We start from the raw sequence: 21,022 nt of genomic DNA on the forward strand, positions 1-21,022 counted from the left end.
ATGACGCACCGCGACGCGGGCGGCCGTCCTCCGGGACGGCCGCCCGCGCCGTGCGCGCCGTCAACCGTCAGTGGTGTACGGGGTATTCGGCCGTCGCCGGCCGGGGCTCGGACGCCCGGGCGGCCCCTGTCGCGCCCTCCTGGGCCGCGGGGGCCCCGGCGGCCGCGGAGGACCCCGTACGCGCCGCGTGGCGGCCACGGCGCCGCGGGATGGGCACGGTGAGCGCGACGAGCAGACCCAGGGCGAGCGCGGCGGCGGAGATGACCGCGACGCCGAGCCCGGTGCTCGTCTGCGAGAGCAGCAGCATGGCGATCGTCGACACGACGACCGTGGCGGACCCGTACGCGAGCTGTGCGGCAGTCGGACGCGGCATGGCGATATCCGTCCTCGGTGAGGGGAGAGGGAGTCGGCTCAACCAGTTCGCGCGTCAAGTGACTCTATGACGGGAGATGCCCGAGTCGGACCGCCGGTATGCGTGACCTAACACACGGTGCCGTAGCACGGGGGGCGCACGGGATCATTTTCCGGGCGACGGCGGGGGGAGGTTGGGGGGAGAAAGGGGGACGGGACGGACCACTCGCAGGGGCGGGAAGGACCCTTCGCCCCGTATGGCTGTGGAACGTCCGGATAGCGGAACTCCCTGACCGCATAGTGCAGTTGTAAGGGTCAAGTCAAGGTCTGTCTTTTCTTGCTTCCCTCCGGTCAAATGTCGTCACTTGAGACGCGCGCCGCGCGGAACCCCCCGCTCCTATGGAGAAGTTCCGACCAACGTTGCGGCCGCGGGAGGGGAACACATCAAGTGACCAGCAATTCCGCCAGACGGCGTGCGATACGCGCTGCCGCCGTCACCGTGACCATGGCCGCTTGTGCGACAAGCGCCACCTTCTTCACCGTCACCGCGGCTCAGGCCGAGGGCAAGGCTCCGGCCGCCCCGGCGGCCGACCGGCAGGACCCGACGTCGCCTTCCAAGGTCGTCGAGCACGACCTCAAGGGCCCCTTCAGCGACCAGCAGGCCAAGCAGCGCGCGGCCGCCCTGGACCAGGTCCTGACCGGCAAGAAGGGCGTCGAGCAGCGCGGCGCTTCCAAGGTCGTCAAGCTGGACGACAAGAAGTACGTCGAGCTCGGCCGCGAGAAGACCGACAAGATCTTCACGATCCTCGTCGAGTTCGGCGACCAGGTCGACAACACCACCATGTTCGACCCGGACGGCCCGGGCCCCAAGCCCGAGGTCCCCAAGTACGGCGGTACCCCCGGTCCGCTGCACAACCAGATCGCCCAGCCGGACCGTGCCAAGGACAACAGCACGGCCTGGCGCAAGGACTTCAGCCGTCAGTACTTCCAGGACCTGTACTTCGCCACGGGTCAGGGCAAGGAGTCGCTGAAGACCTACTACGAGAAGACCTCTTCGGGTCGTTACTCGGTCGAGGGCGAGGTCGCCGACTGGGTCAAGGTCCCGTACAACGAGGGCCGTTACGGCTCCAACTACTGTGGCCAGACCAACTGCGCCAACGTGTGGGACACCGTCAAGGACGGCGTCACCGCATGGTCGGAGGCCCAGAAGAAGGCCGGCAAGACCGACGCGCAGATCAAGGCGCAGCTGTCCCAGTACGACCAGTGGGACCGCTACGACTTCGACAACGACGGCAACTTCAACGAGCCCGACGGCTACATCGACCACTTCCAGATCGTCCACGCGGGCGAGGACGAGTCGGCCGGTGGCGGCGTTCAGGGCACGACCGCACTGTGGGCGCACCGCTGGTACGCCTACGGCACCGCGGCGGGCAAGACCGGCCCGGACAACAACAAGGCCGGCGGCACCCAGATCGGCAACACCGGCATCTGGGTCGGCGACTACACGATGCAGCCCGAGAACGGCGGCCTCGGCGTCTTCGCGCACGAGTACGGTCACGACCTCGGTCTGCCGGACCTCTACGACACCACCGGTGGCGGCGACAACAGCGTCGGTTTCTGGTCCCTGATGTCGGCCGGTTCCTGGCTCGGCAAGGGCAAGGACTCCATCGGCGACACCCCGGGCGACATGACCGCCTGGGACAAGCTCCAGCTGGGCTGGCTGAACTACGACACGGCCAAGGCCGCGACGAAGTCCACCCACAAGCTGGGCGTGTCGGCGTTCAACACCAAGGACAAGCAGGCGCTCGTCGTCGAGCTGCCGAAGAAGCAGGTCAAGACCGAGGTCGTCAAGCCGGCCGAGGGCTCCACCCAGTGGTGGAGCAACATGGGTGACGACCTCAAGAACACCCTGACCCGCTCGGTCGACCTGACGGGCAAGAAGTCCGCCGCCCTGTCCCTCAAGGGCTGGTGGGACATCGAGGCCGACTACGACTACCTCTACACCGAGGTGTCCACGGACGGCGGCGCCACCTGGACCGCGCTCGCCGGCACCGCCGACGGCACGGCCCTCCCGGTCGACGCCTCCGGCAGCCCGTCGCTCACCGGTGTCTCGGGTGCCTGGAAGAACCTGAACTTCCCGCTCGACGCCTACGCGGGCAAGAAGGTCGACCTCCGCTTCCGCTACCAGACGGACGGCGGCGCGGGCGGCAAGGGCTTCACGGCCGACGCCATCTCCCTGACCGCGGACGGCTCCGCGCTGTTCACCGACGGCGCCGAGAACGGCGACAACGGCTGGACCGGCAAGGGCTTCTCGCGCATCGGCGCCGACTTCTCCAAGGAGTACGCGCAGCGCTACATCGCCGAGAACCGCCGCTACGTCTCGTACGACTCCACCCTCAAGGTGGGCCCGTACAACTTCGGCTTCGGCAACACCAAGCCGGACTGGGTCGAGCACTACCCGTACCAGGACGGTCTGCTCATCTGGCAGTGGGACACCAGCCAGAAGGACAACAACACCAGCGTCCACCCGGGCCAGGGCCTGATCCTGCCGATCGACGCCAACGCCAAGCCCATGAAGTGGGCGGACGGCACCCTGCTCCGCAACAAGATCCAGCCGTACGACGCCACCTTCAGCGCGTACTCGACGGATGCGATCACCCTGCACAAGAACGGCGAGTCGCTGTTCCTGAAGCCGAAGCCCGCGAACCTCGTCTTCGACGACCACAAGGGCAAGTACTACTACGACGAGAACCCGACCGGATCGGTGAAGGTCACTGACACCAACACCAAGATCAAGATCCTGAAGGAGACCTACGACGGTGAGGTCATGACCATCGAGGTCGGCCCCTCCTCGAAGTAACTCGGTAAAACCGCAGGTCAAAGCATGATCGGCCGTCGCCCTCTAGCGGGCGGCGGCCGATCGCGTTTAGATGCCCGGTACGAGTGTCTTATTGACGGGGGAGATGACAGCCATGCCAGGCGGAGGTTTCGTGAGATTGCCGGGCGGCAGTGTGGTGGTTGCGCTCATGCTGCCGAGGCCGTCCGGAGAAGGTGGAAATGTCCGCGTGCTGGTGCACGCCGCGAACCGGGCCCGCGCCCTGACCAGGCTGCGGAACCTCGGAATGCGGGCGGTGTACCTGCGAGGCAACGCGCACCCGCCGACCCCGGACGAGGTCACGGCCGTCCTGCACCATCCGGACGGCCTGCTGTGGCGCGCCGCCCCGGACCGGGCGCAGGAGCTCTGGCACCCCATCCGGGCCCTGCTGGGCACCCAAGCCGGCTAGGAGCCGGTTAGGAGCCGGCTAGGCAGTGCCCCGGTCGGCCTGACCGCCCACCAGGGTCACACCGGCCGCACGGAGCTCGTCCAGGGCCCGTGCGGTCGTGTGCGGGGCCACGGCGGCGGTCAGGTCCAGCAGGACGCGGGCGGTGAAGCCGGCGCGGGAGGCGTCGAGGGCGGTGGCCTTCACGCAGTGGTCGGTGGCGATCCCGACCACGTCGACCTCGGTGACGTTCCGGTCCCGCAGCCACTGGCCGAGCGTCGTCCCGTTCTCGTCGGCGCCCTCGAAACCGCTGTACGCGGCCTCGTACGCGCCCTTGTCGAAGACGGCGGAGACGGCTCCCGAGGCCACGGCGGGGGCGAAGTTCGGGTGGAAGCCCACGCCCTCGGTCCCGGCGACGCAGTGGACGGGCCAGGAGGTCTCGTAGTTCGGCTCGGCCGGCGGGTGCGCGAAGTGCGACCCCGGGTCGACGTGGTGGTCGCGGGTGGCGACGACGTGCCGGTAGGCGGGCGTGGCCTGGCCGATGTACTCGGTGACGGCGGCGGCGACGTCGGCTCCGCCGGTGACCGCGAGGCTGCCGCCCTCGCAGAAGTCGTTCTGTACGTCAACGACGATCAGTGCGCGGTGCATGACGTTGTCCTTCGGCTCGATGTCTCTGTGCGGCGGCGGGGCCCTGCGGGGGCTCTTCCCCCACCCCGCCCCTACCCGAAACTGGGGCTCCGCCCCGGACCCCTACGGCGCTCCGCGCCCGCGGCGGAGCGCCGGTCTTCCAGCCCCGGCAGCCGGCCCGCAGGGTCAGACGTACTCGGTGGGGATCACGGCCTCGCCGCGCGAGAGCTGCGTCGCCGAGAGCGGGAGCCCCGCGCGGGCCGCGCGGTGGCGGTCCCGCGCGGCCTCCAGCGGCTCGCGGGCGATCACCTCGCCGGCCTTGACCAGCTGGGTCAGGAGCTGGTGGTCGGCCAGGGCCGCCGGCACCGGGCCCACGCCGATCACCTCCGCCTCCGCGACGCCCTCGGCGTCCCGGCGGCGGGCCGCCCACTTGCGGCCGCCGATGGAGGTCTTGCCTCCCGTGGACTTCTTGGCCACCGGGGCCAGCGCCGCCTTCGGGTCCGCCGAGGTGGCCCGCGCCACCAGCTTGTAGACCATGGAGCACGTCGGGTGCCCGCTGCCGGTCACCAGCTGGGTGCCCACGCCGTACGTGTCCACCGGAGCCGCCGCCAGGGAGGCGATGGCGTACTCGTCGAGGTCCGACGTGACCACGATCTTCGTCGAGGTCGCGCCGAGCTCGTCCAGCTGCTGCCGCACCCGGTGCGCCACCAGCAGCAGGTCCCCGGAGTCGATCCGGACCGCGCCCAGGTCGGTGCCCGCCACCTCGACGGCGGTGCGGACGGCCTCGGCCACGTCGTACGTGTCCACCAGCAGGGTGGTGCCCCGTCCCAGCGAGTCCACCTGGGCCGTGAAGGCGTCCCGCTCGCTGTCGTGGACCAGGGTGAAGGCGTGCGCGCTCGTGCCGACCGTCGGGATGCCGTACCGGAATCCGGCCGCCAGGTCCGAGGTCGAGGTGAAGCCGCCCACGTACGCGGCCCGCGACGCGGCGACGGCCGCCAGCTCGTGCGTGCGCCGGGCGCCCATCTCGATCAGCGGGCGTCCGCCCGCCGCCGAGGACATCCGGGAAGCGGCCGCGGCGATCGCCGAGTCGTGGTTCAGGATCGACAGGATCACGGTCTCCAGCAGCACGCACTCGGCGAAGCTGCCCTCCACCCGCAGGACGGGGGAACCGGGGAAGTAGACCTCCCCCTCCGGGTAGCCCCAGATGTCGCCGGAGAAGCGGTACGAGGCCAGCCAGTCCAGGGTCCGCATGTCGACGACGGCCCGCTCGCGCAGGAATTCCAGTACCGCGCCGTCGAAGCGGAAGTTCTCCACCGCGTCCAGCACCCGCCCGGTTCCGGCGATCACCCCGTAGCGGCGCCCCTCGGGCAGTCGCCGGGTGAACACCTCGAAGACCGAGCGTCGGTCGGCGGTGCCGTTGGCCAGCGCGGCCTGCAGCATCGTGAGCTCGTAATGGTCCGTGAAGAGCGCTGTCGACGGCACGTCCACCGGCAGGCCCAGGTCCGCAGGGTTCATGGCTGGGATGCTAGCGCACATTTCGTCAAAGTGACGAGATGTAGGCGGCGATTGCTCGACCGGGCCGTTCGGCCCCTGTTTGGGCGGTGGTGCGGTCGAGGTGGCAGCATGGGACGAGTGAGTGTTGCTCCTGTTGAGATCGAACGCACCGAATCCGCCGAAGAGACCTTTGCGGTCCCCGAACCCGACGTCCCCTGGGTGACCCTGGTGCACAACGACCCGGTCAACCTCATGAGCTACGTGGCGTACGTGTTCCAGGCGTACTTCGGCTACTCGAAGGACGTGGCGCACAAGTTGATGCTCGACGTCCATCACAAGGGGCGGGCGGTCGTTTCGAGCGGCACCCGCGAGGAAATGGAGCGCGACGTGCAGGCCATGCACGGCTACGGCCTGTGGGCGACCCTCTCGCAGGACCGCAACTGATGGGCGGCACCTTTGAGTCCCTGAAGGGCGGCGGCGCCGCCATCGCGCTCGACGAGATCGAGATCTCGATCCTGCGCTCCCTGGCCGTCCAGCTGCTGGAACTGATCGGCCCCGGTGCGCCGGAGCCCGCCGAGGACGCCGACCCGCTCGCCGCGCTGTTCGCCGAGGGCCCCTCCGAGCCCCCGTCCGACCCGGCGCTGGCCCGGCTCTTCCCCGACGCGTACGGGGCCCCCGACGGGGCCGGCGACAAGGGCGTGGACCCCGAGGAGCTCGCGGCCCGCGCCGCGGAGTTCCGCCGCTTCACCGAGAACGACCTGCGCGCCCGCAAGCGCGAGGACGCGCTGGCGGTCGTGCGCAGCCTGGACGGGCTCACCCCGGCCGGCGACGGCGCGGCGGTGCTGGAGCTGTCCGGCGAGTTGCCGCTGCGCTGGCTGGGCGCGCTCAACGACCTGCGCCTGACCATCGCGGCCCGCCTCGAGATCACCGAGGACGACGAGAGCGCGGTGCTGTTCCGGCTGCCGGACGAGGACCCGCGCAAGCCGATGGTGATGGCCTACCTCTGGCTCGGCGGCCTCCAGGAAACCTTGATCGAAACCCTCTGAGAAACCTCAAAGGGGAACATCGTTCGCTCAGCGGACGCTCAAATCCGGATAACGATCAGATCACCGCCATGCGGTGATCTGATCCATTTCCGGGGCTTTGGGGTGATTTTTTGATGCCCTCCGCCACATTTCTCCCCGTCGGGCAGCCGTAAGCACGTGATAAATCTTCACGATCGCCGACGGGACGCCACCCATGTCCCCCGGCTCGCTTTGACCGGCTGACCGCCGGCGTGCAACTCCATCCGTATCCGGGGGGATCGAGGACCCGATCCGCAGCCAACGAAGGCGCGGGTCGGCGTGGAGAAAGGCGCACCAGACATGACCTCAGTGCAGGTCGAGCAGCACGACAAGACGCCCGGCGAGGGCGGACAGGGCGAGGGCGGCGAGGGTTACCACCGCACGCTCGGCGCCCGTCAGATCCAGATGATCGCGATCGGCGGGGCCATCGGCACCGGCCTGTTCCTGGGCGCGGGCAAGGCGATCTCCAAGGCGGGCCCGAGCCTGATCCTGGCGTACGCCATCGCCGGCCTGGTCATCTTCTTCATCATGCGGGCCCTGGGCGAGCTGCTCATGTACCGGCCCGTCTCCGGTTCCTTCTCGGACTACGCCCGCGAGTTCCTGGGCCCGTTCTGGGGGTACGTCACCGGCTGGACCTACTGGCTGTTCTGGGTGGTCACCGGCATCACCGAGGTCACCGCGGCCGCACAGTACATGTCGTACTGGACCCACGACAGCTTCCCGCAGTGGGCCTACGCGCTGATCTTCACGGTCATCCTCTACGCCGCCAACCTGATCTCCGTGAAGCTCTTCGGTGAGCTGGAGTTCTGGTTCTCCATGGTCAAGGTCACCGCCATCGTCGGCATGATCCTGATCTGCGCCGGCATCCTCACCATCGGCTTCTCCGACGCGGCCGACACCGCCACCGTCTCCAACCTGTGGAACGACGGCGGCTTCTTCCCCAAGGGCATCGGCGGCACGCTGATGACCCTGCAGATCGTGATGTTCGCCTTCCTCGCGGTCGAGCTCGTCGGCGTCACCGCCGGCGAGTCCAAGGACCCCGAGAAGACCCTGCCCAAGGCCATCAACACCGTGCCGTGGCGCATCGCCGTCTTCTACGTCGGCGCGCTCATCATGATCCTGTCGGTCGTCCCGTGGACGCACTTCCAGCCGGGCGTCTCGCCCTTCGTCGCCGCCTTCGAGCGCATGGGCCTGGGCATCGGCGCCGCGATCGTCAACTTCGTCGTGCTGACCGCCGCCCTGTCCTCCTGCAACTCCGGCATGTACTCCACCGGCCGCATGCTGCGCGACCTGGCGCTCAACGGCCAGGGCCCGAAGATCTTCACCAAGCTCACCAAGAGCGGCACCCCGCTCATCGGCACCACCTTCTCCGCCGCGCTGATGCTGGTGGGCGTCTGGATCAACTACGTCGCCCCGGGCAAGGCCTTCGACTACGTCGTCTCCTTCGCCACCATCTCCGGCATGTGGGCCTGGATCATGATCCTGGTCTGCCAGATCCGCTACCGGGCCAAGGCCGACCGCGGCGAGCTCCCGCAGTCCGCGTTCCGCGCCCCCGGCGCCCCGTACACGAGCTGGTTCGCGCTGCTCTTCATCGGCATGGTCATCGTGATGATGGGCGCCGACAAGGACGCCCGCGTCTCGCTGTACTGCGCCCCGCTGTGGGGCCTGATCCTGGGTCTGGCCTACCTGTTCTCCCAGCGCCGCGGCCAGGGCGGCGACACCTCCGTGAAGGTCTCGCTGAGCGTGGACGTCTGACGCCACGGACTCCCTGTCCAGCATCCGGGCCCCCGCGTACCGCTCCTCGGTACGCGGGGGCCCGTCTGCTTATCCTGTCGCTCATGCTGACCCTCACCCAGGCCCTGTACGACCAGATCGTCGAGCACGCCCGCCAGGACCACCCCGACGAGGCGTGCGGTGTCGTGGCCGGCCCGGCGGGCACCGACCGCCCCGAGCGGTTCGTCCCGATGCTCAACGCGGCCCGCTCGCCCACGTTCTACGAGTTCGATTCGAAGGACCTGCTGAAGCTCTACCGCGATCTGGACGACCGCGACGAGGAGCCGGTGATCGTCTACCACTCGCACACCGCGACCGAGGCCTACCCCTCGCGCACCGACGTCACGTACGCGAACGAGCCCGGCGCGCACTACGTGCTCGTCTCGACGGCGGACGAGGACGGCCTCGGGGAGTTCCAGTTCCGCTCGTACCGGATCGTCGACGGAGTGATCACTGAGGAAGAAGTGCAGGTCGTCGACGCCTACTGACCAGTATGTGAGCGGTTGGCGTCCATGATGCGGGATCACACTCCAAACGGGGGACCGGGAATCGTTAACATGACCGCATGGTTTCCCACGACGTGAGCATCGAGACGCCCGGCAGGCTGCTGCTCGTGGCGCGGCTGCACGTCGACCTGTGCCGCCTCGCCAGCGCCATCTGTCCTGCGCTCTGAGCACCAGAGCCCTTCCGCGCGGGGGGCCGACGAACCGCGCGCCGCACCTTCCCACGCTTCTCACGCACTCCCAGACGACTGGAGACTGACAGCCATGGCCATCGAGGTCCGCATCCCCACCATCCTCCGCACCTACACCGAAGGCGAGAAGGCCGTCTCCGGTGAGGGCGCGACCCTCGCCGACCTCTTCGCCGACCTCGAGACCCGCCACAAGGGCATTCGAGAGCGACTCATCGACCAGGCGGCCGGCGGCCAGCTGCGCCGCTTCGTCAACGTCTACCTCAACGACGAGGACGTCCGCTTCCTCGACGGCATCTCCACCGCCCTCAAGGACGGCGACAGCGTCACCATCCTCCCGGCCGTGGCCGGCGGATCGAAGTAATGCGCTACGACTCCCCGCTGGCCGCGGTCGGCAACACGCCGCTCGTCCGGCTGCCCCGGCTCTCGCCCTCGGACGACGTCCGCATCTGGGCGAAGCTGGAGGACCGCAACCCGACCGGCTCGATCAAGGACCGCCCCGCGCTCCACATGGTCGAGCAGGCCGAGAAGGACGGCCGGCTGTACCCCGGCTGCACCATCCTGGAGCCCACCTCGGGCAACACCGGCATCTCGCTGGCGATGGCGGCCAAGCTCAAGGGCTACCGCATCGTGTGCGTGATGCCGGAGAACACCAGCCAGGAGCGGCGTGACCTGCTGGCCATGTGGGGAGCCGAGATCATCTCGTCGCCGGCCGCCGGCGGCTCGAACACCGCGGTCCGGGTGGCCAAGGAACTGGCCGCCGAGCACCCCGACTGGGTCATGCTCTACCAGTACGGAAACCCGGACAACGCGGGAGCCCACTACGCCACCACGGGCCCGGAGATCCTCAGGGACCTCCCCTCCATCACCCACTTCGTGGCGGGCCTGGGCACCACCGGCACCCTCATGGGCGTCGGTCGCTACCTGCGCGAGAACGTGCCCGGCATCAAGATCGTCGCGGCCGAGCCGCGCTACGACGACCTGGTCTACGGGCTGCGCAACCTGGACGAGGGCTTCGTCCCGGAGCTCTACGACGCCTCCGTGCTCACCACCCGCTTCTCGGTGGGCTCCGCGGACGCCGTGACCCGCACCCGGGAGCTCCTCCAGCTGGAGGGGATCTTCGCCGGCGTCTCCACGGGAGCCGCCCTGCACGCGGCGATCGGCGTCGGCCGCAAGGCGGTGGCCGCGGGCGAACCGGCGGACATCGTCTTCGTCGTGGCCGACGGCGGCTGGAAGTACCTGTCGACGGGCGTCTACACGGCTGCGACCACCGAGGAAGCCATCGAGGTCCTCCAGGGCCAACTCTGGGCGTAGCCCCTGCCGCGCCCCTGCGGGGTCGCCCACGGGTACCGGGTGCGGCGCCGTCGCGGGGGCTCCGCCCCCGAACCCCCGCGCCTCAAACGCCGGCGGGGCTGGTATTCCAGCCCGTCCGGCGTTTGAGGACTGGGTCCGGGCAGAGCCCGGGAAACGGCGAAAGGGCGGGGCGGGGAGAGGCTCCGCGCAGCGGCACTGCCCGCACCGCTAGCCGGAGAGCCGCTCCGCCAGGATCGCCGCGTGGCTGGAGCCCGGGTCCTTGACCGCGGTCAGGAGGGTGAGCGGGCCCGCCTCGGCCAGCGAACGGAGCCGGGCCAGTTCCGCCACCGCCCCCGGCTCCGCCAGCTCCGCCTCGTACCGCTGCCGGAACTCCTGCACCGAACCGCCGTCGTGGAACCACTTCCGCAGCTCCGTCGACGGCGTCACCGCCTTCGGCCACTCGTCCACCCCGGCCACCGCCTTCGCCAGGCCGCGCGGCCAGAGCCGGTCCACGAGGACCCTCCCCCAGACTTCGTCCGGGGGGACCCCCGGCCCGTCCGCCGCCGGCTCCGGCGGGTCGTACACCCGCCGCAGGCGGATCACCGGCTTCCGCGTCACCGCGCGCCTCCCAACCCCTTGATCTCGTCCCACACCGCAGGGTCCAGCATCCCCAGCCGGGTGCGGAACTCCCACAACGACACCTCCGCCGGCCGGTCCGCCTCCAGGAAACTCGCCCGGCCCTGCGCCCCGACCGTCCCCGGGGGCAGCGGGATCACCCCGGCCCGCCGGTCGTCGTACTTCCCGGTGATCCACGCGACCCGCGCCCGGTGGCCCCGTACCGACCCCACGGCGAGGACCAGGCAGGTACGGCCGTCCGCCAGGGACCACAGCTCACCCGCCTTCGGGTGCGGCGGCGGGCCGGCCCCGTGCGCCGGCGGGGTCCGGCGCGGCCGCCCGGAGCGGCCTCCGGCGACCAGCACCAGCAGCGCCACGGCCACCACCGCGGCCACCGCGGGCCACCAGGACGTGTCCATGCTTCGACCGTAGCCGCGCGGGAACGCCCCGGCATGGCAACGCCCGTGCCCACCGTCGCTCCCCCGGGTGACAGCGCAGGTGATTCCCCCCACAACGGCCTGCCGCGGAGGAGCGACCGGACGTTTCGCGCCTTACGCTCGACGCACGCACGGCCCGCATTCCGTCCACGGACCGTCCTCGGAGGTTCACGCTCCATGAAGCTCACCGTCGTCGGCTGCTCGGGGTCGTTCCCGTCCGCGGAATCGGCCTGTTCGAGCTACCTCGTCGAGGCCGACGGCTTCCGGCTGCTCCTCGACATGGGCAACGGCGCCCTCGGTGAGCTGCAGCGCCACATCGGCCTCTACGACCTCGACGCGATCTTCCTGAGCCACCTGCACGCCGACCACTGCATCGACATGTGCGCGTACTTCGTCGCCCGCTACTACCGGCACGAGGGCGGCCGCTGCGGCACCATCCCCGTGTACGGGCCCGAGGGCACCGAGCGCCGCCTGACCACCGCCTACGACGACGTCCCCGACGAGCGCTCGATGAGCGAGGTCTTCGACTTCCGCACCCTGAAGTCCGGGACCTTCGAGATCGGCCCGTTCCAGATCCGCACCGAGCGGGTCTCCCACCCGGTCGAGGCGTACGGCATCCGCATCGAGCACGGCGGCCGCTCGCTCACGTACTCCGGGGACACCGGCACCTGCCCCGAGCTGGGCCTGCTCGCCGACGGCACCGACCTCTTCCTGTGCGAGTCCTCCTTCACGCACGGCAAGGAGGACATCCCGGGCCTCCACCTGAACGGCCGCGAGGCCGGCGAGTACGCGGCGGGCGGCGGCGTGGGCCGGCTCGTCCTCACCCACATCCCGCCGTGGACCGACCCCGACCAGAACCTCGCCGACGCCCGCGCGGTCTACGACGGCCCGGTCGACCTGGCGTACTCGGGCGCGGTCTACGAGGTCTGACGGCCCCACGACGACGAGGAGCCCCCGCCCTCCCTTCCGGGAGAGCGGGGGCTCCTTCGTTCGTACGGAACCGCTTACTTGGCCTCGGCCTTCAGCAGCTCGGCGAGCTCCTCGTCGGACTCGCGGCCCGGGGTGGGGAGGTTGAACTTGAGGATCGCGAAGCGGAAGACGACGTAGTAGACCACCGCGAAGCAGAGACCGACGCCCGCCAGCATCCAGGGCTTCTCCGCGATGCCCAGGTTCAGCAGGAAGTCGACGAGGCCGGCCGAGAAGCCGAAGCCGTCGCGCATGCCCAGGGCCCAGGTCAGGGCCAGGGAGATACCGGTCAGCACCGCGTGGATCGCGTACAGCACCGGGGCGATGAACATGAAGGTGAACTCGATCGGCTCGGTCACACCGGTGACGAAGGAGGTGAGCGCGAGGGAGAGCATCATGCCGCCGACGACCTTGCGGCGCTCGGGGCGGGCGCAGTGGACGATCGCGAGGCAGGCCGCCGGGAGGGCGAACATCATGATCGGGAAGAAGCCGGTCATGAACTGTCCGGCGGTCGGGTCACCGGCGAGGAAGCGGCCGATGTCACCGTGGACGGCGCCGGTCGGGGTGTCGAAGGAGCCGGCCTGGAACCACGGGAAGGAGTTCAGCAGGTGGTGCATGCCGATCGGGATGAGCGCACGGTTGGCGACACCGAAGATGCCCGCGCCGACAGAACCGGAACCGACGAGCCACTCACCGAAGTTGTGCAGACCCGTACCGAGGACCGGCCAAATGAGACCGAAGACGATACCGGCGAGCAGACCGGCGAGGGCGGAGAGGATCGGGACGAGGCGGCGGCCGCCGAAGAAGCCCGCCCAGTCCGGCAGCTTGGTCCGGTAGAACTTCTGGTAGAGCAGGGCCGTGATGATGCCCATCACGACACCGCCGAGGACGCCCGCGTCGACCGTGGCGTCCACCAGGGCGACCTTGTGGTCGATGACCTTCTCGACCTGCGGCAGGTTGCTGTCGGTGAAGGTGGCGAGGACCTTCTTGAAGACCAGGTACCCGGTCACGGCGGCCAGCGCGGTGGAGCCGTCCGACTTCTTGGCGAAGCCGATGGCGATGCCCACGGCGAACAGCAGCGCCATGTTCTCGAGGATGGCGCCACCACCCGCGGCCATGTAGCCGGCGATCTTGGTGACGAACGTGGGGAAGACGTCGGCGTCGCCGAGCATGTCACCCGCGCCCAGGCGGAGCAGGAGCGCGCCGGCAGGCAGCACGGCAACGGGGAGCATGAGGCTCCGGCCGATGCGCTGCATGACGGCCATCACGCCAGCGCCCTTCTTCTTTTCCGCCGAGGGGGCGGTAGCCGTGGACACAACTTCCTCCAGTGGGCAAGGCGACGCCAGAGGGAAACGGGGGACGGCGACGTCTCAGATACGGGGGTACGCGGGCTCAGACAGGCCCTCGTGGTCTACACCAATTGTGGTGTAGACCAGTTGTAACACGGTGAGGGATAGATAAGGAACCTTCGATTTCCTGTGGCCTGGATCACACTCCCCGGGGTATATCGAAGGGCCCCCGGATCGTGATCCAGGGGCCCTTGACGGACCGTTCGGTAACCCTGCCGGGACCCGGTCTCAGGCCTTGGTGGTCTCCGACTCCATCGCCGCGATCTCCTCGTCCGACTCCCGGCCCGGCGTCGCGAGGTCGAACTTCGTGATCGCGAAGCGGAACACCACGTAGTAGACGAGCGCGAAGCACAGGCCGATCGGAACGATCAGCCAGGGCTTCGTCGCCAGGTTCCAGTTGATGACGTAGTCGATCAGGCCCGCCGAGAAGCTGAAGCCGTCCTTGACGCCCAGCCCCCACGACACCGCCATGGACACGCCCGTCAGCACCGCGTGCACCGCGTACAGGACCGGCGCGACGAAGAGGAAGGAGTACTCCAGCGGCTCGGTGATCCCGGTGACGAACGAGGTCAGCGCCACCGACAGCATCAGACCCCCGACCTCCTTGCGCCGCTGCGGCTTCGCGCAGTGCGTGATCGCCAGCGCCGCCGCCGGCAACGCGAACATCATGATCGGGAAGAAGCCGGTCAGGAACAGGCCCGCCGTCGGGTCGCCGTGCAGGAACATGTTGATGTCACCGTGGTACGTCTTCCCGTCCGCCGCCGTGTACGAACCGAACTGGAACCAGACCGGCACGTTCAGGAACTGGTGCAGACCGATCACCAGCAACGCGCGGTTCGCGACGCCGAAGATGCCGCCGCCCCAGGCGCCGAGCCCGCGCAGCCAGTCGGAGAAGCTCTCCAGCGCGTCCCCCACCGGCGGCCAGACCCACAGGCAGAGCGCGGCGAAGGCGATCGCGACGAAGGACATGATGATCGGGACCAGCCGCCGACCGTTGAAGAAGCCGAGCCAGTCCACCAACTTCACCCGGTGGTACCGCTGCCAGAAATGGGCCGCCAGCAGCCCCATGATGATGCCGCCGAAGACCCCGGGATTCTGGTAGGTGTACGCCACGAAGGTGTCGTTCGGCCCCAGGCAACCGCCCCCGATGTCCTTGGTCCCCACCGGGCAGGCCTTCTGGAACGCGTGCAGCACCCCCCGGTAGACGAGGAACCCCGCCGTGGCCGCGAGCGCGGTCGAACCGTCCGCCTTCTTCGCCATGCCGATGGCGACACCGATGCAGAAGAGCAGCGGCAGGCCGAGGTCGGGGTCGAGCAGCGCCCCGCCCGCGCCCGCCATCACCTTGGCGACGTCCGTCCACTGCAGGCCCTCGTCGCCGAAGACGTCCGGCTGCCCCAGCCGCAACAGGATGCCCGCCGCGGGCAGTACGGCGATGGGGAGCTGAAGGCTCCGCCCCATCTTCTGCAGCCCCTGGAACAGGTTGTTCCGCCAATTCGGTTGTGGCGCTGCTTTGGAGCTGCTCACGCTCATCGGCGTCCTCCCTGACCGGCCCGTTTTGGCTGCCGCAACACTTGCGGCACACTGGTGTAGACCAGTTGTGGGCAGGTTGCTGCTGATCGTCATCATTCGGCAGAGGCCGGTCATGTGCCTGCATAGATGGGCCAACCGTGCGTTACCGTGACGAAGCGGACCATGCCGGTGGGTAGCCACGAACTGGCCGCCGAGACTCGTTCTTCGAAACACTCAGGGAGAAACACATGGCCACCAAGGCTGAGAAGATCGTCGCCGGGCTCGGCGGCATCGAGAACATCGAAGAGGTCGAGGGCTGCATCACCCGCCTGCGCACCGAGGTCATCAACCCGGACCTGGTCGACGAAGCCGCGCTCAAGGCCGCCGGCGCCCACGGCGTCGTCAAGATGGGCACCGCGATCCAGGTCGTCATCGGCACCGACGCCGACCCGATCGCCGCCGACATCGAAGACATGATGTGATCCGGACCCGCTAGGCAGGTCCCGGCAGACCCCGTCCCGGAAGCCCCGGACGGGGTCTTCGCACAGCGGCACGGGCCCGGGCGGGCAGGGACTAGGCTCGGAGCCATGTCTCGCATTGACGGCCGTACGCCCGAACAGCTCCGCCCGGTCACCATCGAACGCGGATGGAGCAAGCACGCCGAGGGCTCCGTCCTCGTCTCCTTCGGAGACACCAAGGTCTTCTGCACCGCCTCCTTCACCGAAGGCGTCCCGCGCTGGCGCAAGGGCAGCGGCGAAGGCTGGGTCACCTCCGAGTACTCGATGCTGCCCCGCTCCACCAACACCCGCGGCGACCGCGAATCCGTCCGCGGCAAGATCGGCGGCCGCACCCACGAGATCTCCCGCCTGATCGGCCGCTCCCTGCGCGCCGTCATCGACTACAAGGCCCTCGGCGAGAACACCATCGTCCTGGACTGCGACGTCCTCCAGGCCGACGGCGGCACCCGCACCGCCGCCATCACCGGCGCCTACGTCGCCCTGGCCGACGCCGTCGCCTGGGGCCAGAAGAAGAAGTTCATCAAGGCCGGCCGCAAGCCGCTCACCGGCACCGTCGCCGCCGTCAGCGTCGGCATCGTCGACGGCGTCCCGCTCCTCGACCTCTGCTACGAGGAGGACGTGCGCGCCGAGACCGACATGAACGTGGTCTGCACCGGCGACGGCCGCTTCGTCGAAGTCCAGGGCACCGCCGAGGGCGAGCCCTTCGACCGCAAGGAACTGAACGCCCTCCTCGACCTCGCCGCCGGCGGCTGCGCGGACCTGGAAGCCATCCAGCGGGGCGCGCTCGAACTGTAAGCGGCAACCGCCGGGCCCGTCCCGGCGTCCAGGAAGATACGGGCGCACGGTCTCGAAGCCGTGCGCCCGTCCTCGTAGCGTCCAAGCCCCCAGGGGGAGAACCGCATGAAGCTCCGCATAGCGGCCGTAGCCGTGGCCGCCGTACTCACCGTCCCGGCCCTGTCCGCCTGCGACGCGATCTCCACGGCCATGGACTGCGCGAACACGGCCGTGGCCATCACCGACGGCGCGAACGACCTCCAGCAGGCCGTCTCCCAGGCGGGCAACAGCCCCCAGGACGCCCAGAACGCGCTCAACCAGATCGAGTCGAACCTGAAGAAGATCGGCGACCAGACGGACAACGCCGACCTGGGCAAGGCCATCGACTCGATGAACACGGCCGTCAAGAACGTCCGCGCCTCGATCGAGAGCGGCAACACCGCCCCGGACATCAAGCCGGTCGCGGACGCTGCGAGCGAGCTCTCCAAGGTCTGCACCCCGGGCTGACCCGGATAATGGGGGCATGACCTCGACGCCCAGCCGCCTCATCCTGGCCACCCGCAACGCGGGCAAAGTCTCCGAACTCCGCGCGATCCTGTCCGACGCCGGCCTGCCGCACGAGCTGGTCGGCGCGGACGCGTACCCCGAGATCCCGGACGTCAAGGAAACCGGCGTCACCTTCGCCGAGAACGCCCTCCTCAAGGCCCACGCCCTGGCCCGCGCCACCGGCCTCCCGGCGGTCGCCGACGACTCCGGCCTCTGCGTGGACGTCCTGCACGGCGCTCCCGGCATCTTCTCGGCGCGCTGGGCCGGCACCCACGGCGACGACAAGGCCAACCTGGACCTGCTGCTGGCCCAGCTCGGCGACATCGCCGACGAGAACCGCGGGGCCCACTTCGCGTGCGCGGCGGCCCTGGCCCTCCCGGACGGCACCGAACGCGTCGTCGAGGGCCGCCTCCTCGGCACCCTCCGCCACACCCCGTCCGGCACCGGCGGCTTCGGCTACGACCCGATCCTCCAGCCGCAGGGCGACACCCGCACGTGCGCGGAACTGACCCCGGCGGAGAAGAACGCCATCTCCCACCGCGGCCAGGCCTTCCGGGCCCTGGTCCCCTTCGTCCGCGCCCTCCTGGGCTGACGCGGACCGATCCGGCGGCCGTCGCCGGGACGCGGACACGCCGAAGGCCCCGTACGTGACAACTACGTACGGGGCCTTCGGCGTAGATGTGCGGTTGGGGGGACTCGAACCCCCACGGGTTTTACCCCACTTGGACCTAAACCAAGCGTGACTGCCAATTCCACCACAACCGCGACATGTGGCCCAATTCGGACATTGCGCCCTGTTGGGTCGCTCCAGTCTACGGGCGACTGGAGCTGGAGTCAGCCCTGGGGGGACGCTTCCGACACCACGTGTCTGTCAGGGCGTGGCAGTTGGGGCAGAGGTACCTGAGGTTCTCGCGTCGGCTGTCGAGCCAGTCGCCACTGACGTGGTCGATCTGAAGGGTGAGCGGTCGCCCATGCCATTCGCCGAGATTCCCGCAGCCGGCGCATGCGTAGGGGACCCCGACTTCCTGCAGGGCCTGATGCAGCCGGGAGCGCTTGGGTCGCGAGGACCCCTCCGGGCGCAGGGTGAGTACGGCCAGTGCGATGGGCTCGGCTGTCGCCGCCGGACGCCTGCTCCACGGGCGGCGCGTGAAATGGCGGACGTCCAGTTCGAGTTGTGCCACCTTGCGTCGCAGTCGACGGTGGTTCACGTCGTTGACCTCGATGCCGAGTGCACGCATGAGGTCCGCATAGCTCGTAGCGCCCGGAACGGCCGCACGCAACTCGGCCTCGGGGATGAGCAGGCGCGTGTTCCGGAAGTGGGCGGTGCTGATGTCCTGCTCCTTCAGCGCCCTCGCGAGTGCGGCACGCGACCGGCCGTCGTCGGTCATGCCCAGCGTGCGCGCCGTACCCCTGATGCTGTCGGAGGTGGCAGCGGCGTCCCTGAGTTCCTCCGTGGTGAAGGGCAACTCGACGCGATCACGCTGCGCGCCCTTGAAGTGGCTGGCGTCGATGCCTGCCGCGTCCATGCGGCGAACGATGTGCGACAAGGTGCCGGTCGCCGGTCGGGCGCCGAGTTTCAGTGCGACCTCACGGACGGTCGCGGAAGAGGCTGCGGCCGAGGCGATGGCCTCGTCGGTGTAGGTGTGCCGGAAGCTCCGGTTTGCGAAGTGGCCGGCGTCGATTCCGTAGAGCTTCACCTTGGCCTGGAGTGCCCGGCGCTGTCCGCCACTGGCCCTCAGTCCGAGCCGCCTCATCAGATCGGCCCAGCTCTTCGAATCGGCAACGGCCGAAGCCAGTGCCTGCTGCTCGTGCGAGTCGTTCACTTTCGCCCCCGTACGTTCGGCCGCGTGTGCGGCGCTCGTACGGAGTAACGGCACCGGAAGGCGGACGGTTACGGGCTATTTCGTCCGATAAGCGGAGCGGCCCGCACCGGTGGGGTGCGGGCCGCTTGTCGAGGGGAGGGTGGAGTTAGAGGCCCAGGTCTTTGATGATCTTGGCTACGTGGCCCGTGGCCTTGACGTTGTAGAAGGCGTGCTCGACCTTGCCCTCCTCGTCGACGACCACCGTGGAGCGGATGACCCCGGTGACCGTCTTGCCGTACAGCTTCTTCTCGCCGTACGCGCCGTACGCCGTCAGCGTCTCCTTCTCCGGGTCGCTGACCAGGGCGACCTTCAGGTCCTCCTTCTCGCGGAACTTCGCCAGCTTCTCCGGCTTGTCCGGGGACACGCCGATGACGTCGTAGCCGTGTCCCGTCAGGAAGGCCAGGTTGTCCGTGAAGTCGCAGGCCTGCTTCGTGCAGCCCGGGGTCAGCGCGGCCGGGTAGAAGTAGACGATCACCTTGCGGCCCTTGTGGTCGGCGAGCGAGACCTCGTTGCCGTCCGCATCGGGCAGGGTGAAGGCGGGGGCGGTGTCGCCCGGCTGGAGTCGCTCGCTCATCGTGACACTCTCCTCGGGAGGGGATCGGTATGCCATGAGACTAAGCTGACAGACTGTTCATGGCGGACTACGCCCCACACGACCACGACGACGGAGGCAGCGCGGTGCCGGAAGCCAGGACCCCCGCACAGGAAGCCAGGACCCCCGCACAGATCGAGGCGGACATCGTCCGCCGCCGTGAGCAGCTCGCCGAGACGCTCGACGAGATCGGCGTGCGCATGCACCCGAAGACGATCATCGGGGACGCGAAGGCACGGGTCGCCTCGTCCGTCGACCAGACCGCCGGGCGGGCCTTCGCCACGGTGAACCGGTTCGTGACGGACCTGCGCGACGGTCTGCGCCACGACGACGGGGCTCCGCGCGTCGACCGGATCGTACCCATGGCGCTGGTCGCCGTGAGCCTGGTCGGTCTGTTCGTGGTGTCGGCGCGCCGCAAGCGCGGATGACCCTGAGCGGTACGGGACGGGCGCGGGCAGGTAGGTTCGGGGCGTGAGCGAGAACACCACCCACGACAAGCTGCCCATTCGCATGCTGCACGACCGCGTGCTCGTGAAGTCCGATCTGCCGGAGGGCGAGCGGCGCTCGGGCGGCGGCATCCTGATCCCCGCTACGGCCGCGGTGGGAAAGCGGCTGGCCTGGGCCGAGGTGGTCGCGGTCGGGCAGAACGTCCGGACGGTCGAGCCCGGTGACCGGGTGCTGTACGACCCCGAGGACCGTGCCGAGGTCGAGGTGCGCGGCGCGACGTACGTGCTGATGCGCGAGCGGGACCTGCACGCCGTGGCCGCGGAGCGGCTGGAGGGGTCGGAGGACTCCACGGGGCTGTACCTCTGAGGCGCTGAACAAGGGCTGGTGGCCCAGGTCACCGGCCCTTTTCGCGGCCTTTTGCTACGGTGGGGGAGAACCCCGACGAGACGCGCCGTACCGGGTACGACAAGACGACGCACCCCGTACCGCTCGTTGTCTCGGAGGTGCCGTCATGGCATGGGTTCTTCTTCTCGTCGCCGGTCTGCTCGAAGTCGGCTGGTCGATCGGCATGAAGTTCACCGAAGGTTTCACCCGGCTGTGGCCCAGTGTGTTCACGGGTGCCGGGATCGTCGCGAGCATGGTGCTGCTGTCGTACGCCGCGAAGACCCTGCCCATCGGTACGGCGTACGGGGTGTGGGTGGGCATCGGTGCCGCCGGGGCGGCCGTGCTCGGCATGGCGGTGCTGGGTGAGCCCGTCACCGCCGCCCGGATCTTCTTCATCTGTCTGCTGCTGGTCGCCGTGGTGGGGCTGAAGGCGACCTCCGGTCACTGACCGGCCCTGCCGGGCCGGGACC

General features: G+C 69.3%; 25 protein-coding genes, 1 tRNA gene, 1 pseudogene and 1 riboswitch. Of the genes and pseudogenes, 17 read left to right on the top strand and 10 right to left on the bottom strand.

All coding sequences use genetic code 11. The features are described from left to right. Positions 1–67: 67 nt before the first annotated feature. Positions 68–373 carry a hypothetical protein gene (locus OG594_RS06295; protein ID WP_266595992.1) on the bottom strand — a complete coding sequence of 102 codons (306 nt, stop codon included), beginning with the start codon at positions 371–373 and terminating at the stop codon, positions 68–70. Positions 374–856: 483 nt separating this feature from the next. Between OG594_RS06295 and OG594_RS06300 the strand changes: the two genes are divergently transcribed. After that, on the top strand, positions 857–3,211 hold the full coding sequence (locus tag OG594_RS06300; protein WP_266602669.1) for an immune inhibitor A domain-containing protein: 2,355 nt from the start codon (positions 857–859) through the stop codon (positions 3,209–3,211). A 112-nt stretch (positions 3,212–3,323) separates the two neighbouring features. After that, positions 3,324–3,635: a hypothetical protein gene (locus OG594_RS06305; protein WP_266595994.1), complete on the top strand. Its 312-nt coding sequence runs from the start codon at positions 3,324–3,326 to the stop codon at positions 3,633–3,635. A gap of 18 nt (positions 3,636–3,653) precedes the next feature. Here OG594_RS06305 and OG594_RS06310 read toward each other — a convergent pair whose 3' ends face one another. Then, positions 3,654–4,259, bottom strand: a complete 606-nt coding sequence (locus OG594_RS06310; RefSeq protein WP_266595996.1) for a nicotinamidase — start codon at positions 4,257–4,259, stop codon at positions 3,654–3,656. Positions 4,260–4,424: 165 nt separating this feature from the next. Further along, on the bottom strand, positions 4,425–5,753 hold the full coding sequence (locus tag OG594_RS06315) for a nicotinate phosphoribosyltransferase (RefSeq protein WP_266595998.1): 1,329 nt from the start codon (positions 5,751–5,753) through the stop codon (positions 4,425–4,427). 108 nt (positions 5,754–5,861) lie between these two features. Here OG594_RS06315 and clpS point away from each other — a divergent pair, with 108 nt between their 5' ends. From clpS to OG594_RS06345, 7 genes are all read left to right on the top strand, one after another. Then, positions 5,862–6,176, top strand: a complete 315-nt coding sequence (gene clpS, locus OG594_RS06320; protein ID WP_030010601.1) for an ATP-dependent Clp protease adapter ClpS — start codon at positions 5,862–5,864, stop codon at positions 6,174–6,176. Continuing rightward, positions 6,176–6,778: a DUF2017 domain-containing protein gene (locus OG594_RS06325; protein WP_266596001.1), complete on the top strand. Its 603-nt coding sequence runs from the start codon at positions 6,176–6,178 to the stop codon at positions 6,776–6,778. Before clpS ends, OG594_RS06325 begins: the two co-directional genes overlap by 1 nt. Positions 6,779–7,096: 318 nt before the next feature. Beyond that, positions 7,097–8,551: an amino acid permease gene (locus OG594_RS06330; protein ID WP_266596003.1), complete on the top strand. Its 1,455-nt coding sequence runs from the start codon at positions 7,097–7,099 to the stop codon at positions 8,549–8,551. Between the two features lie 83 nt (positions 8,552–8,634). After that, positions 8,635–9,057 carry a M67 family metallopeptidase gene (locus tag OG594_RS06335; protein ID WP_266596005.1) on the top strand — a complete coding sequence of 141 codons (423 nt, stop codon included), beginning with the start codon at positions 8,635–8,637 and terminating at the stop codon, positions 9,055–9,057. Between the two features lie 77 nt (positions 9,058–9,134). Next, entirely contained in the window at positions 9,135–9,242 is a 108-nt protein-coding gene (locus OG594_RS47025) for a putative leader peptide (RefSeq protein ID WP_314252769.1), read from the top strand. A 94-nt stretch (positions 9,243–9,336) separates the two neighbouring features. Next, a complete protein-coding gene (locus tag OG594_RS06340; RefSeq protein ID WP_189973415.1) occupies positions 9,337–9,624 on the top strand; it encodes a MoaD/ThiS family protein in 288 nt (95 codons plus the stop codon). Beyond that, a complete protein-coding gene (locus tag OG594_RS06345; protein ID WP_266596009.1) occupies positions 9,624–10,574 on the top strand; it encodes a PLP-dependent cysteine synthase family protein in 951 nt (316 codons plus the stop codon). Before OG594_RS06340 ends, OG594_RS06345 begins: the two co-directional genes overlap by 1 nt. A gap of 207 nt (positions 10,575–10,781) precedes the next feature. Here OG594_RS06345 and OG594_RS06350 read toward each other — a convergent pair whose 3' ends face one another. Together OG594_RS06350 and OG594_RS06355 are read right to left on the bottom strand one after the other, a co-directional pair. Beyond that, complete coding sequence (locus tag OG594_RS06350) at positions 10,782–11,171, bottom strand: DUF488 domain-containing protein (protein WP_266596011.1); 390 nt, start codon at positions 11,169–11,171, stop codon at positions 10,782–10,784. Continuing rightward, on the bottom strand, positions 11,168–11,587 hold the full coding sequence (locus OG594_RS06355) for a hypothetical protein (RefSeq protein WP_266596013.1): 420 nt from the start codon (positions 11,585–11,587) through the stop codon (positions 11,168–11,170). The genes OG594_RS06350 and OG594_RS06355 overlap by 4 nt, the downstream gene beginning before the upstream one ends. Before the next feature lie 195 nt (positions 11,588–11,782). Between OG594_RS06355 and OG594_RS06360 the strand changes: the two genes are divergently transcribed. After that, positions 11,783–12,535 (top strand): MBL fold metallo-hydrolase, encoded by a 753-nt coding sequence (locus OG594_RS06360; RefSeq protein WP_266596015.1) that lies wholly within the window; start codon positions 11,783–11,785, stop codon positions 12,533–12,535. Between the two features lie 74 nt (positions 12,536–12,609). Here OG594_RS06360 and OG594_RS06365 read toward each other — a convergent pair whose 3' ends face one another. Together OG594_RS06365 and OG594_RS06370 are read right to left on the bottom strand one after the other, a co-directional pair. After that, positions 12,610–13,836: a PTS transporter subunit EIIC gene (locus tag OG594_RS06365; RefSeq protein ID WP_266602671.1), complete on the bottom strand. Its 1,227-nt coding sequence runs from the start codon at positions 13,834–13,836 to the stop codon at positions 12,610–12,612. A 312-nt stretch (positions 13,837–14,148) separates the two neighbouring features. After that, entirely contained in the window at positions 14,149–15,450 is a 1,302-nt protein-coding gene (locus OG594_RS06370; RefSeq protein ID WP_266596017.1) for a PTS transporter subunit EIIC, read from the bottom strand. Positions 15,451–15,668: 218 nt separating this feature from the next. On the opposite strand from OG594_RS06370, the pseudogene OG594_RS06375 reads away from it, so the two are divergent. From OG594_RS06375 to rdgB, 4 genes and pseudogenes are all read left to right on the top strand, one after another. Continuing rightward, positions 15,669–15,911: pseudogene (locus OG594_RS06375) on the top strand (glucose PTS transporter subunit EIIB); the annotation flags it as partial. Between the two features lie 105 nt (positions 15,912–16,016). After that, positions 16,017–16,742 (top strand): ribonuclease PH, encoded by a 726-nt coding sequence (rph, locus tag OG594_RS06380; protein WP_030009028.1) that lies wholly within the window; start codon positions 16,017–16,019, stop codon positions 16,740–16,742. A gap of 105 nt (positions 16,743–16,847) precedes the next feature. Continuing rightward, positions 16,848–17,228, top strand: coding sequence for a hypothetical protein (locus OG594_RS06385; RefSeq protein WP_266596020.1), 381 nt, complete (start codon positions 16,848–16,850; stop codon positions 17,226–17,228). Between the two features lie 16 nt (positions 17,229–17,244). Next, positions 17,245–17,859, top strand: coding sequence for an RdgB/HAM1 family non-canonical purine NTP pyrophosphatase (rdgB, locus tag OG594_RS06390; protein ID WP_030009030.1), 615 nt, complete (start codon positions 17,245–17,247; stop codon positions 17,857–17,859). A gap of 89 nt (positions 17,860–17,948) precedes the next feature. Here rdgB and OG594_RS06395 read toward each other — a convergent pair. From OG594_RS06395 to bcp, 3 genes are all read right to left on the bottom strand, one after another. Beyond that, a tRNA-Leu gene (locus OG594_RS06395) sits at positions 17,949–18,032 on the bottom strand. A gap of 47 nt (positions 18,033–18,079) precedes the next feature. Continuing rightward, positions 18,080–19,090 carry an HNH endonuclease gene (locus OG594_RS06400; RefSeq protein ID WP_266596022.1) on the bottom strand — a complete coding sequence of 337 codons (1,011 nt, stop codon included), beginning with the start codon at positions 19,088–19,090 and terminating at the stop codon, positions 18,080–18,082. 145 nt (positions 19,091–19,235) lie between these two features. Continuing rightward, the gene (gene bcp / locus OG594_RS06405; protein ID WP_266596024.1) at positions 19,236–19,703 is read right to left on the bottom strand and encodes a thioredoxin-dependent thiol peroxidase; all 468 of its coding nucleotides are present in this window, start codon (positions 19,701–19,703) and stop codon (positions 19,236–19,238) included. Between the two features lie 59 nt (positions 19,704–19,762). On the opposite strand from bcp, the gene OG594_RS06410 reads away from it, so the two are divergent. The 3 genes from OG594_RS06410 to OG594_RS06420 all read left to right on the top strand — a co-directional run bounded on the left by OG594_RS06410 (position 19,763) and on the right by OG594_RS06420 (position 21,000). After that, entirely contained in the window at positions 19,763–20,149 is a 387-nt protein-coding gene (locus OG594_RS06410; RefSeq protein ID WP_266596026.1) for a DUF3618 domain-containing protein, read from the top strand. Between the two features lie 43 nt (positions 20,150–20,192). Then, the gene (locus tag OG594_RS06415) at positions 20,193–20,534 is read left to right on the top strand and encodes a co-chaperone GroES (RefSeq protein WP_030009035.1); all 342 of its coding nucleotides are present in this window, start codon (positions 20,193–20,195) and stop codon (positions 20,532–20,534) included. Positions 20,535–20,577: 43 nt separating this feature from the next. Then, positions 20,578–20,648, top strand: a riboswitch (guanidine-III (ykkC-III) riboswitch). 31 nt (positions 20,649–20,679) lie between these two features. After that, entirely contained in the window at positions 20,680–21,000 is a 321-nt protein-coding gene (locus OG594_RS06420; protein WP_030158619.1) for a multidrug efflux SMR transporter, read from the top strand. The last annotated feature ends 22 nt before the right edge of the window (positions 21,001–21,022 follow it).

Source organism: Streptomyces sp. NBC_01214, from assembly GCF_026340975.1.
Classification (GTDB): domain Bacteria; phylum Actinomycetota; class Actinomycetes; order Streptomycetales; family Streptomycetaceae; genus Streptomyces.